Origin of the sequence: Arthrobacter sp. MPF02 (assembly GCF_046605375.1) — a bacterium.
Classification (GTDB): Bacteria; Actinomycetota; Actinomycetes; order Actinomycetales; family Micrococcaceae; genus Arthrobacter.
Window position 1 is genome coordinate 2,810,427 of record NZ_CP176772.1, and the last position, 14,573, is coordinate 2,824,999.

10 protein-coding genes are annotated in these 14,573 nt (G+C 67.2%); 2 read left to right on the plus strand and 8 right to left on the minus strand.

The features are described 5' to 3' along the window. Nucleotides 1-235 precede the first annotated feature (235 nt). The gene (locus tag ACLH0K_RS13275; RefSeq protein ID WP_411374029.1) at nucleotides 236-1,525 is read left to right on the plus strand and encodes an aminotransferase class I/II-fold pyridoxal phosphate-dependent enzyme; all 1,290 of its coding nucleotides are present in this window, start codon (nucleotides 236-238) and stop codon (nucleotides 1,523-1,525) included. Here ACLH0K_RS13275 and menD read toward each other — a convergent pair. The 3 genes from menD to ACLH0K_RS13290 form a co-directional block, all read right to left on the minus strand. Then, nucleotides 1,476-3,275, minus strand: a complete 1,800-nt coding sequence (gene menD / locus ACLH0K_RS13280) for a 2-succinyl-5-enolpyruvyl-6-hydroxy-3-cyclohexene-1-carboxylic-acid synthase (protein WP_411374030.1) — start codon at nucleotides 3,273-3,275, stop codon at nucleotides 1,476-1,478. The two genes, ACLH0K_RS13275 and menD, sit on opposite strands and share 50 nt — an antisense overlap. A 100-nt stretch (nucleotides 3,276-3,375) precedes the next feature. Then, on the minus strand, nucleotides 3,376-5,451 hold the full coding sequence (locus ACLH0K_RS13285; RefSeq protein WP_411374031.1) for a PhoX family protein: 2,076 nt from the start codon (nucleotides 5,449-5,451) through the stop codon (nucleotides 3,376-3,378). Nucleotides 5,452-5,581: 130 nt separating this feature from the next. After that, nucleotides 5,582-6,610 carry an o-succinylbenzoate synthase gene (locus ACLH0K_RS13290; protein ID WP_411374032.1) on the minus strand — a complete coding sequence of 343 codons (1,029 nt, stop codon included), beginning with the start codon at nucleotides 6,608-6,610 and terminating at the stop codon, nucleotides 5,582-5,584. 61 nt (nucleotides 6,611-6,671) lie between these two features. Between ACLH0K_RS13290 and ACLH0K_RS13295 the strand changes: the two genes are divergently transcribed. Next, nucleotides 6,672-7,565, plus strand: coding sequence for a phosphatase PAP2 family protein (locus tag ACLH0K_RS13295; RefSeq protein ID WP_411374033.1), 894 nt, complete (start codon nucleotides 6,672-6,674; stop codon nucleotides 7,563-7,565). Here the strand turns inward: ACLH0K_RS13295 and ACLH0K_RS13300 are convergent. The 5 genes from ACLH0K_RS13300 to ACLH0K_RS13320 form a co-directional block, all read right to left on the minus strand. After that, the gene (locus ACLH0K_RS13300) at nucleotides 7,562-8,944 is read right to left on the minus strand and encodes a M20/M25/M40 family metallo-hydrolase (RefSeq protein WP_411374034.1); all 1,383 of its coding nucleotides are present in this window, start codon (nucleotides 8,942-8,944) and stop codon (nucleotides 7,562-7,564) included. The two genes, ACLH0K_RS13295 and ACLH0K_RS13300, sit on opposite strands and share 4 nt — an antisense overlap. Before the next feature lie 3 nt (nucleotides 8,945-8,947). Continuing rightward, nucleotides 8,948-10,726, minus strand: a complete 1,779-nt coding sequence (locus ACLH0K_RS13305) for an N-acetylglutaminylglutamine amidotransferase (protein WP_411374035.1) — start codon at nucleotides 10,724-10,726, stop codon at nucleotides 8,948-8,950. A gap of 52 nt (nucleotides 10,727-10,778) precedes the next feature. Beyond that, on the minus strand, nucleotides 10,779-12,257 hold the full coding sequence (locus ACLH0K_RS13310; RefSeq protein WP_411374036.1) for an aminotransferase class I/II-fold pyridoxal phosphate-dependent enzyme: 1,479 nt from the start codon (nucleotides 12,255-12,257) through the stop codon (nucleotides 10,779-10,781). A gap of 19 nt (nucleotides 12,258-12,276) precedes the next feature. Next, nucleotides 12,277-13,410 carry a glutamate--cysteine ligase gene (locus ACLH0K_RS13315; protein ID WP_411374037.1) on the minus strand — a complete coding sequence of 378 codons (1,134 nt, stop codon included), beginning with the start codon at nucleotides 13,408-13,410 and terminating at the stop codon, nucleotides 12,277-12,279. A 252-nt stretch (nucleotides 13,411-13,662) separates the two neighbouring features. After that, nucleotides 13,663-14,478, minus strand: a complete 816-nt coding sequence (locus tag ACLH0K_RS13320) for a gamma-glutamyl-gamma-aminobutyrate hydrolase family protein (protein WP_411374039.1) — start codon at nucleotides 14,476-14,478, stop codon at nucleotides 13,663-13,665. Nucleotides 14,479-14,573: the final 95 nt, after the last annotated feature.

Genomic DNA, 14,573 nt, shown 5'->3' on the forward strand with positions numbered 1-14,573 from the left:
ACACGTTCCCTGGCGCTGCGAAGATATCCGCAGCGCCAGGGACTTTGTGTTTCCAGGGCTTTTTGGTTTGCGGACTGAGGGCGTACGACGGCGGGTCCCGGCTCTGCCTTTCACCGCGCCTTTACTTCACCGGGGGCGGGGGCACACAATGGGTCCCACCAGAGCCCTGGCTCAGCAGCGCGCTGCCCACTTTCACCGTCCCGACACCGGCCGGTACATTGAGGAGCGCTGACAGATGAACATTCCCGCAGGCACGTTCCAGGCATCAAGAGCGGTTTCCGCCCGGGCCGCGCAGCTGGCCTCCATCCCCTCGTTCCGGCGGGTGGAGAACTACATGCGGGAAGCGGTGGCCCGTGGACAAGGCCGCCCGGACGCCTGCGACTTCACGTTCGGCAACCCGCACCAGATGCCGCCGGACCGCTACGTCAATACCCTCAGGGACGCACTGACCCCGCAGCACGACCAGTGGTTCGCCTACCAGACCAACGGGGAGGCGGCCCGGGAGGCTGCCGCCGGATCCCTCCGGCAGCTGCTGGATGTGCCGTTCCGGGCCGAGGACCTCTACCTCACCACCGGAGGCTTCGCCGCCATCGCATTGGCCTTGAAAACCGTGGGAAATCCCGGCGACGAGGTGATTTTCAGCCTGCCGCCGTGGTTCCTCTATGAGCCGCTGATCCTCGAGGCCGCGATGGTGCCCGTGAAAGTCCGGATCAACACGGACACGTTCGACCTGGACCTCGGTGCGATCGAGGCAGCCATCACGGAGCGGACCAGGGTGGTGATCGTCAACTCGCTCAACAATCCCACGGGCCGGATCTACCCGCCCGGCCTGCTGGCGGGGCTCGCGGAACTGCTGGAAGCGGCCTCGGCCAGGATCGGACGGCGGATCTACCTGATCTCCGACGAGGCCTACAACAGGATTGTCTTTGACGGCACCCGCTTCCACAGCCCGGCTGAGTTCTACCCGCACACACTCCTTGCCTACTCATACGGCAAGACTCATCTTTCTCCGGGCCAGCGGGTGGGCTACCTCGCGTTGCCTCCCACCATGCCCGAACGCGAAGCGATGCGCCCGGCGATCGGCGGCCTGCAGGTTGCCATGGGCTGGATCTATCCGAATGCCCTGCTCCAGCACGCATTGCCTGAACTCGAGCGGTTCACCATCGACGTCGGTCAGCTGCAGAAGCGCCGGGACCGGCTCGTTGAAGCACTCGGATCCATGGGGTACCTCATGCAGCCGGCAGAAGGCTCGTTCTACCTGTTTGTCACCTCGCCCCTTCCGGACGATGAGGCGTTCACGGTTGCACTCGCCCGCCGGGATGTCTTCGTGTTTCCGGGGGTACTGTTCGAAACGCCCGGGTTCTTCCGCATTTCCCTGACCGCGAATGAGGACATGATCGAGCGGAGCCTGCCTGCGTTCGACGCGGCAATGAAGGAGAGCCGCCCGCAAGCTGAGCTCCCTCAGGCAGCCACGCCTACTGCCGGGCCAGGACTCCCCCGGCCGCAGCTGCCACCGCCTCCTTGATCCTGCCGTGCAGCTGCCGCAGCGCATGACGGTCCGTGCGGACTTCCACGATGCTGCGCCCCTTCACGGGCTGGTTGAGCGCTTCGGCGAGTCCCGCCGTCGTACTCACCAGGGAATGCCCGACGCCGTATGCGCGGGCGAGTGCCGCAATATCCACGGAGTGCGGGGTGGCGAAGAGGCGCTCGACGGCGTCTCCGTAGGCGCCGCGTTCTTCCACGGCACCGTGTTCGAGCAGTGCGAAAATGGCGCCGCCGGCATCGTTGAGCACCACGATCCGGAGGTCGGGCTGCTCCTCGCCGGCGCCGGGGAGCAGCCCGCCGGCGTCATGCAGGAAGGTGACGTCCCCCAGCAGGACGGTGGTCTCCTGCCCCCCGCCAAGCGCGATGCCCGTGGCCGTGGAGACGGTGCCGTCGATTCCCGCCAGGCCGCGGTTGGCGTAGACGGTTGCCGCCGGTTCGGGCACGGGCAGGCCGGCGAGGTCAACGTCGCGGATGCCGTTGGATGAGCCCAGCAGCAGCTGGCCGCGGGTGTGCTTCCAGACCAGGGCGCCCACGGAGGGACCGGTCGCGGAAGGTTGGGCGGAAAGGACCTGGTCCAGCGCGTGCTGCGCGGCCGAGCCGGCCAGCAGCCAGGTGTCCAGCCAGGCGGAGGTGCCGCGGCCGGCAAAGTCGGCGAGGTCGGCCAGGTTCTCGAGCGGAAGTTCGGTGCGCCTCCCGGGCTCGTACCAGGCCACCGGAACCGGCTGGTAGAGGGCGGACTGGACGTCGGCGCGGGCCAGCAGGGCGGCCACCGGGCGGGACAGGGTGGGCCGGCCGAACAGCACCACCCGCTCAATGGACTGGCGGGACCCGGGCCCGAAGTGCTCAAGCAGCAGGCGGTACGGGCCTACGGCATTGGGGCCAAAGCGCGCATTGGAGGACGGCTCGGCCAGCAGCGGCAGGTTGTGGGCGCGGGCGAAGGCCTCGGCAACCGGGCCGGCGTCGTGGCCGGCGAGGACCACTGTCCGGCGCTCCGGCAGTTCCTCCGCCGCGGGCGGCAGGTTCATGACCAGCGGGTCGGTGCCGATGCGGTAGCGCTGCCGCCCGGCCGCTTCGGGGAGTCCGTCGCCGGGCGGCGGGACCAGCGGGTCGCGGAAGGCCAGGTTGAGCTGCACCGGTCCCGGAGGGATGTCGGCGAAGGCGCCGGTGGCCGCGGAGAGCCCGGTCCGGATGGCGCGTTCGGGGTTGTTGCCGGCGGGCACGTCAGCGGCAAACCGGACCTGCTCGCCGAAGAGGTCGGGCTGGATGGTGGTCTGGTTGGCGCCGGTGCCGCGGAGTTCATCCGGCCGGTCCGCCGACAGGACGATCAGCGGCACGGCGGCATGGTTGGCCTCCATGACTGCCGGCAGCAGGTTTCCGACGGCGGTGCCGGACGTTGTCAGCACGGCCGCCGGCGAGCCGGTGGACAGGGCCAGGCCCAGGGCGGTGAACCCGGCAACCCGCTCATCGATCCGGACCAGCAGCTCCACCCTGCCCGCAGCCGAGGCCTCCGCCAGCGCGTACGCCATGGGCGCCGAGCGCGAACCCGGCGAAACCACCACGTGCCGCACGCCGCCGTCGAGCAGGATTCCGACGGCGATGCGCGCCGCCGCGATTGCGCTCAGCTCGGGTGCCGCTTCCCGGGGCTCCGCAGCGTCAGGAGAATCCGGTGCGCCGGCTGAAGAAGCGTCGGAGCGGGCGGCGTCAGGGGCTGGTTCGTTCAGCGAAGTCACCAACCCAGTCTGCCACTCCGTCGCTTCCCGCGTTGCCCTATCACTTTTGGCCGTGATTCAGCGATTATAGGGACCAAAAGTGATAGGGCAACCGGAGGAACTAGGCGTCCGTGCGGAACACCTGGATCACGGAGGGGCGGGGCGCACGCGCCTGGCCGGGTGCGGGCGTGGTGCCTGCCGGGACGTAGTCAGGGAAGTAGGACACCTGGTTCTCGAAGGTGCCGTCCTCGCCCGGGTGCTGCACTGCGACGAACACGGTGCGCTCCTCGTCGTGGATGATGGGGCCGCAGGTTTCGGCGTCGCGCGGGACGGCGAGGAACTGCTCCACCTTGCCGCGCTCGGCGCCTTCCAGCGTGACCTTGAAGAGGGCGTCGGCCCGGCCGATGCCGGAGGGGGCGCCGTCGGTGGAGATCCAAAGGTTGCCGACGGAGTCGAAGGCCAGGTTGTCCGGGCAGGAGATGGGTGAGACCTTGTCCACCGGGAAACCGGAGAAGTAGGTGACGTCGCCCTGCGCCGGGTCGCCGCAGACCATCAGCAGGTTCCAGGTGAACTTGGTGGAGGTCTGGTCCCCGGTTTCGGTGATCTCCACGATGTGGCCGTCGCGGTTCTGGTTGCGCGGGTTGACCTCGGTGGCGCCTTCGTTCGCGCCGGTGCCGCGGTTGGAGTTGTTGGTGCAGGCCACGTAGACCTTGCCGGTGAACTTGCTCGGCTCCACGTCCTCGCAGCGGTCCATCTTGGTGGGGCCAACCTTGTCCGCGGCCAGGCGTGTGTACACCAAAACCTCTTCCACGGACATGCCGGGAACTGCGGACTTGCCATCGACTACCAGCGGCAGCCATTCACCCACGCCATCGAACGCACCGTCGGAAGGAACAGCACCTGTGCCCGTGATTTCGGCCGCCGGCGAGTTGCCGGTGAACTTTGCGACGTAGAGGCTGCCGGCGGAGAGCAGCGTCATGTTGTGCTTGCGGTCGCCCTCGCGGTACTTGTCCTTGGAGACGAACTTGTAGAGGTAGTCGAAGCGCTCGTCGTCGCCCGAGTAGGCCACCACGTGCCCGGACTCGGCGATGATCACGTTGGCGCCCTCGTGCTTGAAGCGGCCCAACATGGAGTGCTTCTTCGGGGTGGAGGCGGGGTCGAACGGGTCAACCTCCACGATCCAGCCGAAGCGGTTGGCCTCGTTCTCGTAGCCGGGGTTGCGGGTGTCCCAGCGCGGCTCATCCAGCTCCCAGCCGCGGGCGGTGGGCTTGTTGGTGATGCCGTAGCGCTTGTCACCTGCGGAGGTTTCCGGGCCCACGAAGTAGCTCTGGAAGTTTTCCTCGCCCGAGAGGATGGTGCCCCACGGGGTGGTGCCGCCGGCGCAGTTGCCCAGGGTGCCCTTGATGAAACGGCCGGCCTGGTCGTCCTTGGTCTTGACCAGGGAGGAGCCTGCGGCCGGGCCGGTCAGCTCGTACACCGTGCTGTTGAGGAAGCGGCGGTTCAGCTGCGCGCCCTTGACGTAGGTCCACGGCTTGTTCTTGTTCCGGCGCTCCAGCTCCACCACGGACAGGCCGTGCGCGGCCGCTGCCACGGCGCGCTTCTGTTCTGCCGGCATGGTGGCCGGGAACATGATGTTCTCATTGGTGTACTCGTGGTTGGAGAACAGCACCGCGCGGCGGCCCTTGCTGCCCGGGATTTCCAGGATGTCCGTGTAGTCGTTGTTGTAGCCGAACTGCTTTTCCTGGGCAGCGGCGGTCTGGTTGTTCAGGTCGAACTCGGGCGCGTCGTTGAAGATCGGGTCGCCCCAGCGGATGACCGGCTTCCAGGTGAACCCGTCCGGAACGGTCACGGCGTCAACCATGGCGTCCACTGAGGGGATGGCCGTGAACTTCAGCTTGGACTTGCCGAAGCCTTCCTTTGCTGCCTGGGACAGTCCTGCGGCGTTGGCGGAGTCCGGCGAGGTGACGGCGCTGCCGAGGACGACGGCGAGGGCGCCGGCGGCCCCGAACCCCAGGGCGGCGCGGCGGGACAGGGTTGCGGAGGCGATGTCGCGAAAGTAGCTGTTGGAGCTGGTGTTGCAAACATCGCCGGCGCAGGCGTTGTCGCACTTGAGCGCACACGTAACAGCGCTGCGCTTGCCCTTGGTATGGCCGAGCATCGGCAGCAGGGTGAACTTGCGGGCAGTCGTTTCAGACATGGGGGCCTTCCAAAAAATCGATGCGGTGCCCTCACCCTGCCAGCCGGTTTCTACGCGGAGCCGTCAGGCAGGTGAATCGGAGGTAAACCCGCCGGTAACCCGCGATAACCTGCGCAAACGTGGGAGAACGTCACGGCTGTAGGGACGGACCAGGGGCAAGCAACGCGTGGACCCGGCGCAGCCGGTCCAGCCACCAGTCCCGGCGCTCCGGCGAAGCCGCGTACCGCTCAAGCAGCCCGGCATCAGCGGCGGGATCGCGCAGGCGGATGGCGCCGTCGTCAGCCACCAAAGGTTCCAGGGTGACGTCGGATTCGAACAGGGACACCGTGCCCAGCCCGCACGCGTACGGCAGCTCCGGCAGCGCGGCCGCCAGCGCCAGCCCGGCGCGGATGCCCACGGAGGTGTCCAAGGCAGAACTGACGACGGCGGGAAGGCCGGCCTCCGCCACAATATCCAGTGCCCGCCGCACTCCCCCCAGCGGCGCAACCTTCACCACGATCAGGTCCGCGGCCCCGGCGCGGGCAACGCGGAGGGGGTCGTCCTCCTTGCGGACACTCTCGTCCGCGGCAACCGGCACCGGAACGCCCGCCGCCCGCAGCCGCGAGCGCACCTCGGCAAGGCCCTCGATGGTGGGCACCGGCTGCTCAGCATATTCGAGGCCGACGGCGGCCAGGCGGGTCAGTGCCTCCACAGCCGCGGGCACGTCCCACCCTCCGTTGGCATCAACCCGGATGGCGGCCTCCGGCAGTGCGGACCTCACAGCCGCAACCCTGGCCGCGTCATCGTCGAGGCTATGGCCCCGCTCAGCGACCTTGACCTTGACTGCGTCCACGCGGCCAAACCGGGCCAGGACTTCAGGCACCCGTCCGGCAGGGACCGCCGGAACAGTGGCGTTGACCGGAACGGCAGTACGCAGCGGCTCCGGAAAGCCGTGCCACGCCGCTTCGATGGCGGCTGCGAGCCAGCGGGAGGCCTCAGCATCGCCGTACTCCGGAAACGGGCCGAACTCGCCCCACCCGGCAGGACCCCGGAGCACCAGGGTTTCCCGATCCATAATGCCGCGGAACTTCACGCGCATGGGCAGGCTTACCACGTGTGCTGCGGCCACGAGCTCATCAGCCGTGGGCAGGAAGGGCGGGGGCTCGCTGGCGGCATACATGAACCTCACTGTACCTGCGGCCCCGGGCAGCCTCCCGGTTTTTTATGCCACCCTTAATCCGATGACTTATTCACGACAGGCACAGGCCAGGACCGCAGCCCGACCCGCCCCCGGTTCGGGTTTCCTGTTCGTGCTCGCCACCCTGGCGTGCGTCGCGGGACTGGTTGCCACCTATCACTACTTTGTGCAGACCACCACGGGCCAGTTCATCGACGAGTCCGCCCTGGTCGAGGCAGTGGCAATCCACGGCCCGGCGGGCAAGGCGAGCACCAGGTTCCTCGATCTGCTGCCCACCATCTCACTGGTGATGGCCGCCGTCGTGGTCCTGTTTGTGACGGTGATCAGGCGCCGCTGGACGGAGGCCGGAATCGCCGTGGCGGCGTGCATCGGCGCGAACATCGCCACCCAGGTCCTGAAGGATGTCCTGCCGGCCCGTCCGGACAAGGGCGTGGTGACGCTGGAATTGAACTCGCTGCCATCCGGGCACACCACGCTCGCCGCGTCGGCGGCCGCGGCCGTGTTCCTGATGGCGTCGCCGCGCTGGCGGCCGATGGCCGGCTTTGTGGGCGGCACGTTCGCTATCGCCTCCGGTGTATCCACCCTGATCAACCAGTGGCACCGGCCCGCCGACGTGGTGGCGGCGTTCCTGCTGGTGGGCGCGTTCATGATTCCTGCCGGCTGGCTGATCATCCGGCGGGGCGCCTGGAATGCCTGGGACGGGTTCGGCCACCACATCGGTTCGGCCCGGATCTGGGTGACGCTGCCTGTGCTGCTGGGCCTGGCCTCGGCCGCCGTCGCCGTTTTTTCGCTGATCCGCATCGCCCCGGGCCCGTGGCAGGAAACGAGCACCACCAGCTACTTTTGGGCTGGGATCTCGCTGATCGTCATCGCGGGATACCTGGCAACGGTCGCCACCACCTCGATGTTTGCCTACGCGGCACGTCGTCGGGGTTAGTCCGGGGCGTTAAGGCGGGCCAGCAACAAGGCCTCGGCCACGATGGCGTTCTCGAAATCGCCCAGGTAAATCGACTCGTTGGCCCCGTGGGCGCGGGAATCGGGATCCTCGGCGCCGGTGACCAGGATGTCCGCCTGCGGGTAGAGCTTGCTCAGGATGTCGACGGCGGGAATCGAACCACCCACGCCCATGGACACTGCCGGAACACCCCACGTATCGGACATCGCCGAGAGCATCAGTTTCGACGCCGGTGACTCCACGTTCCCGGCGAAACCCTCGGTGCGTCCGCCAGGGAAGAACCGAACCTCCGCACCGAACGGCGCCTGTGACTCCACGTGCCGGCGGACGGCTTCCATGGCCTCCGCGGTGTCGCTGGACGGAGCCAGGCTGAGGCTGAACCGGGCCCGCGCCACCGGCTGCAGGGTATCCGAGGACAGGGCCACGGAAGGAGCGTCGACGCCGATAATCGCCAGGGCGGGTTTGGTCCAGAGCCGCGACGTGATGCTGCCCGTGCCGGCCAGCGGCACGCCGGGACGGACACCGGAGTCGGCCCGGAAGGCGGCTTCGGACAGCGGCGGTCCCGGCTCCTCCGAGGCGGCCAGCCCCGGCACGGCCACGCTGCCGTCGTCGTGATGGAGCGTGGCCAGCAGCCGTGACAGGGCCGCGACGGCGTCCACCAGCGGGCCGCCGTAGGTCCCCGAATGCAGGGCGTGGTCCAGGACCCGGACTTCGATGGTTCCCAGGATCAGTCCACGCAGGCTGGTGGTCAGGGCGGGGACGCCCACCTTCCAGTTCCCCGAGTCCGCCACCACCAGGACGTCGGCGCGGAGCGCTCCGCTGTGCCGCTGCAGCAGCAGCGGCAGGCTCGGCGAGCCGGCTTCCTCCTCGCCGTCGATGAGCACGGTGACGCCGACGCCCAGTTCGTCGCCCAGTACCTGAAGCACGTTGCGGACCGCAGCCAGGTGCAGGAGCACGCCGGCCTTGTTGTCCGCCACTCCCCTGCCCCACAACCGCCCGCTGCGCTCCACCGCTTCAAAGGGCGGGCTCACCCAGAAGTCCAGGTTCCCGGCGGGCTGGACGTCGTAGTGCGCGTACAGCAGGATGGTGGGCTTGCCTGGCTGCGCTGGTCGGCGCCCCAGGACTGCCGGTGCCCCGGGCTTTCCGTCCGGGCGCGGCGCCTGGTGAATTTCGACGTCGGCGATACCGGCGTCGCGGACCAGTCCGGCAACCTGCCGCGCGGCACGGTGCAGGTCCGAGGGGTCGAACGAGTCCCAGGCCATGGCCGGAATCCGCACCAGGGCGGACAGTTCATCGACGACCGCGGGAAAGTCGGCCTTGACGGCGCGACGGAGTTCGTCCAACAGGGCGTTCGACGTCATGACTCAGCCCACCCCGTGATGCTGCAGCCACATCTCCAGCAGCGCGAACTGCCACAGGACATTGCTCTTCACGGGCGTCCGCTGGCTGTTCGGATCCGCCAGCAATCGGTCGATGTGGTTCGGCCGGAAGATCCCGCGCTGCTTCGCCGCCGGCGCGTGCAGGGCGTCCCGGACCATGGTGATGAACGGTTCCTCCAGGTGCCGCAGGGCGGGAACCGGGAAGTAGCCCTTGGGCCGGTCCACCACGGCAGCCGGCAGCAACTGCCTGCCCAGGTCCTTCAGGATTCCCTTGCCGCCGCCGGAAGCCTTGAGCTCCGGCGGGCAGGATGCGGCCAGCTCCACGAGTTCATGGTCCAGGAACGGGACGCGGGCTTCGATGCCCCACGCCATGCTCATGTTGTCCAGCCGTTTGACGGGGTCGTCCACCATCAGCAGGTGGGTGTCCAGGCGGAGCACGGCGTCCAGGGCTGTGTCCGCCCCCGGGGCTGCCAGGTCTTCGGCCAGGACCCGGTTGCTGACGTCGGAGCCGGAGTACCACTCGGGTTCGAGGATCTCCAGGAGTTCCCCGTGGCTGTGGTCCACAAAGCTTGCGGTGAACGCTGCGTGCGCCCCGGAGCGGGGAACGGAGGCCAGCGGCTGGTGGTAGGCGTACCCGCCGAACACCTCGTCGGCGCCCTGTCCGCACTGGACCACCTTGAGGTGCCGGGCGACGGTCTTTGAGAGCAGGTGGAATGCTGTCACATCATGGCTGGCCATCGGTTCGGACATCGCCTCAACGGCACCGTGGATGGACGGTGCAAACTCGGCCGTGCTGACGTGGAGGCGTTCGTGCCGGGTGCCGAACTCGCGGGCAATCAGGTCCGAGTACACGAACTCGTTTCCGGAGTCCCCGCCGGCGCCGTCGAAGCCGATGCTGAAGGTGGACAGCCCGTGCTGGCCCTCCTCGGCGAGCAGGGCAACCAGGATGCTGGAATCCAGGCCGCCGGACAAAAGGACACCTACCGGCACATCGGCGACCATCCGCCGTCGCACCGCTGTCCTTAAGGCGGCCCGGACGGCGTCCTGCCAGTCCTCCGCGGTCCAGGCCGCGCGTTCGGGACGGCGGGTGTACTCCGGCTTCCAGTACTCGCGGTCATGCCACGTCCCGTCCGCGCGGACCGTCCGGATGGTGGCAGCCGGCAGCTTCTGGACCCCGCGAAGGATGGACCGCGGCGCAGGAACAATGGAGTGCCAGCTCAGGTAATGGTGCAGGGCCGCTTGGTCCAGCGAGGTATCCACGCCGCCGGAAGCCACCAGGGCCGGCAGGGTGGAGGCGAAACGCAGCTTCCCCGGAAGTTGCGAGACGTAGACGGGTTTAATGCCCAGGCGGTCCCGGACCAGCAGGACCTCCTGCCGCTGGGGATCGTAGAGGGCTATCGCGAACATTCCCACCAGGTGGTGGACAAAGTCGTCGCCCCACTTCCGGTAGGCCTTCAAAATTACCTCGGTATCGCTGGTGGACCGGAAGGTGAACTCAGGCTCCAGTTCCCGCCGGAGTTCCTTGTAGTTGTAGATGCAGCCGTTGAAGGTGACGGCCAACCCGCCGTCGTCCACCATGGGCTGCGCCCCCGCTTCGGAGAGGTCGATGATGCTGAGCCGCTGGTGCCCCAATACAACCCAGCCGGATTCCCATGTTCCCCGCCCGTCAGGTCCCCTTGATGTCATTGACTCCATCATTTTCAGGACCGCCTCCCGGGAGGCCTTTCTCCCGTTGAAGGCAATTTCGCCTGCTATGCCGCACATGTGACGTTCCGTTCCTTGTTTGTTGCACCGCTCCCCCTACAGCCTTGAGCTTCTAAAACGATCGGTGGGCTTCCTCGCGGACCACCCTGACGGTCTTGAATGTGGGATCTGCGGGATCAGGCAGGACCATCCCGGCCTCCACCCCGCTCCGCAGGTAGTCCACTGCTGCCTGGTTGATCCTTTCCCCGGGCAGCAGCAGCGGTACGCCGGGCGGATAGGGGGTGGCCATCTCGGCCGCGATGCGCCCCGGTGCCTCCTCCACCGGGATAACCTCCACGGGGCCGAAGAAGGCGTCGCGGGGCAGCATGGCCGTCTCCAGGAAGAGGTCCGCCTCGTCAGGGATGACGACGGCGGGCGGCCGGGGGAGGTTCGGGGCCGCGCCGATGAGTTCGCGGAGGCCGGCGAGCAGCCAGTCCGCCGTTTCCTGGTCATCCGCAACGGAGATGACCGCCTCGACGCGCCGGTGGTCGTTGGTCCCCAGGTCCAGCCGGCAGTTTTCCCGCAGCCAGTCCGTAACCTGGTAGCCGCTGATTCCCAGCTCCGAGACGTCAAACAGGATGTGCAGGATGTCCAGGTCGTGCGAGGCCTCGGCGTGGACCAGTTCGTCTTCCAGGACGTGCAGGCCCGGAAGGGTGTCAATGTCCCGGCGAAGTCCGCGGGCCAGTTCAAGTGCCTTATCAATCATGCCCTTGCCCTCCTGGACCATCTGTCGGCGCCAGCCGTCCATGGCGGCATAGAGCATCACGTTGGCGCTGGTGGTGGACAGGATGTCCGCGCACTGGTTCAGCCGTACCGGGTCAACCAGGTTGCCCTGCAGGTGGAAGATGGACCCCTGCTCGAACCCCAATCCCATCTTGTGCACGCTGACCACGCAGATGTCCGCCCCGGCGGACATGGCCCAGGTGGGAGTGTCAGGGTGGAAGGGCAGCTGGGCACCCCAGGCCTCATCGACAATCAGCGGCTTGCCCCGCTTGTGGCAGATCTCCGCAATGGCCTCGATATCCGCGCAGGTGCCGTACGGGGTGGGGCTGACGATCAGTGCTGCAGAGGCGTCCGGATACCGCTGCCACATCTCCTCCACCGTCTCCGGCGCTGGCGGGTGGCTCATCTTCAACTCGTTGTCCCACCGCGGCTTGATCCACCGCGGCTGCAGCCCGGACAGGACCAGGCCGGACGTAACCGACTTATGGGCATCCCGGCTGATAAGCAGTTCCCCTTCGCCCCGGGTCACCGCAAGGATGGCGGCCTTGACCGACAGGGAACTGCCACAGGTCGAAAAGAAGGCCTTGTCCGCCTCCACCGCTTCCGCCATCAGTTCCTCGGCCTTGGACAGATAGCCGTTGGAGGACTTCCTGTCGTCCAGGCCGGAAGAGGCAACGACGTCGGACTTGAAGCTCTGCTCGCCCAGCACCTCCAGGACGCGCTGATCGACGCCGCGGCCCTGCCGGTGTGCAGGGGGAGTGAATCCGTACCGTTTGAGTTTCTGGTGTTCGGCCAGTGCCTCGAGCACCGGCGCTTCGTTCTGGTCCATTTACCCTCCCGGATACTTTCTAGGAAAGCGAGTCGGCCGCCAGCAACGCGGAGCCGGACACCCCGCGGAACAGCGTGGCCGGCAGATTGCTTACCTGCACGGCGTCGGCAACGACATCACAAAAACTGCCCCCAAGGGCGAACGTGGCGTGCTGCCTGGCCGCCCCATTGCCCCGGGTCATCACCTGCAACAGCAACGACTCCACGAGGTCGAACTCCCGTTGTTCCCTGAGGACCGGTTCAATATGGCACAGCAGCGCCATTGCAACATCGAAAGCCCGCCGCGGCCGGCCGGTCGACGGATCCAGCAGGTCTCCGTCGAGCCCAAAGCGCCCGGCCTGCCAAGAGGCCAGGCGGAGCTTTGCGGCGGAGAAGGCCACTGGAGGGATGCCGCTGCGCCACTCCCTGGCCGCCGTTTCCACGAGACCACGGACCAGGGCGGCCAGGAGGACAGCGTCGTCCGCGAACAAGCACACATCCGCTACCCGGACTTCGACGGTGGGATGGTGATGGCTGAGCCGGGCATCGAAATAGATTTGCCCCTTATCCAACAGCACGCCGGCGTCCAGAATCTCCTGGACCTGGCTGTGGTAGGCCTCTGCGGAACCGAAGATTTCGCATGGCCCGGCAGTGGGCCACCGGTTCCAGGCCTGGGAGCGGTAGCTGGCGTAGCCCGAGTCCGTGGCATTCCAGAAAGGGGAATTGGCCGTGAGCGCCACCAGGGCCGGGAGCCAGACCCGGATCCGGTCGAGGACGGCCACGCCCTCCTCGTCCGACTCGACCTCCACGTGGACATGGCAACCGCAGGTCAGCTGTTCGATCGCGGTGAGTCCGAACCGCTGGATCATCTTCTGGTACCGCAGGCCCGGTGTGGCCGTGGACTGCACCGGGAGCGGCGAGGTGGCGAGCGCCACTGAGCGGGCGCCGACCGCCCGGGCGGTAGCATCGGCGCTCATCCTTCGCGCCGTGATGTCCTGCGCCAGCTCATTCAGGCTGGTCCGGGGCGGGGTGCAGGTTTCGATTTGCTCCTGCTTCATCTCGCTGCTGAGGCCATCGTCCTCACTCAGGCGGTCAAGGAGCTCACCAAGCGGCACCGCGTGGCCGCTGGCATTGTCCACGATGAGGAATTCCTCCTCAACTCCCACCCGGCGCATCACTGCTGTGCCTTGAACTTAAGGTGCCCACCGCCGGAAATTACCGCACCCGCGTGCGCAGAACCGTTCTGAGTACGAGCCATTTTTGCTCCCTGGATCGAACCTTGAAGCGTTTGGCTTAACCTCAGTGTCTCCAGAACATACTAAGCATGCTTATTTCTTTTGTGCAAGCAAATAAAAAGGAGCCTCCCGGGATAGCGCACTTTAGCACGCTCTTCCAGGACGGCTCCTTTTGCTGCTTCGGGCCGCTGCCTAGCCGAGTGGCGGCCCGGCAAGGCTGGCGTTGATTTCGGCCGAGACGGACGACGGCGCCGCGGGCACGAGGCGGGACAGGAATTTTCCTCGGGCCGCTTCCACAAACCCGCGGAAGATCCCGAAGTCCTCCGGCAGCTCCTCCGGGTGCCACTGGATGCCCATGGTGAAGGTTGCGGCGGGGTACTCAATGGCCTCCACCACCTGGTCCTCGCTCCACGCCGCTGCAACAAGGCCGTCGCCGAGCTTGTCCACGGCCTGATGGTGGGACACCGGGACGGTCCCCGGGTTGGATCCGATCAGTTGTTCGAGCCGGGAACCGGCCTTGATTTCCACCGGAATCCTGTTGAAGTTGTAACCGCCGGGCTGGTACTGGCCGTTGCCCACAACATCGGGCAGATGTTGGTGCAGGGTTCCGCCCAGCGTGACGTTCAGCAACTGCTCGCCGCGGCAGATGCACAGCAGCGGCACATCCTGGCGGATGGCCTCCTGGATCAGGGCCTGCTCCCAGGCGTCACGCTCCTGCCGGGGAACATCAGTCTTGGGGTGCGGTGCCTGGCCGTAGAGGGCGGGGTCAACGTCCCAACCGCCCGGAACAACCAGGCCGTCGAGCCTGCCGATGAGCATTTCCACGACGTCTGCCACTACCGGCTGGGGTGGCAGCAGAATGGGAACTCCACCTGCGGCGATGATGGGCTTGAGGTACGTCTCCGGCAGGAATGCCGCATTCACGGTGCCGCAACCATCGGTCCCTGCCTGTTCAAGGTAGGTGGTGAGGCCGATGACTGGTTTCATCGCGGCGTCGGTTGCGTGCACTTTGGTCCTTCCCGGGGTATGTGGCTGCGTTCAATTTTAGAGCCGCGGAAGGGCCGAAATGTTTCCTCGGCGTCAATTCCAGATGTCAAGACGGT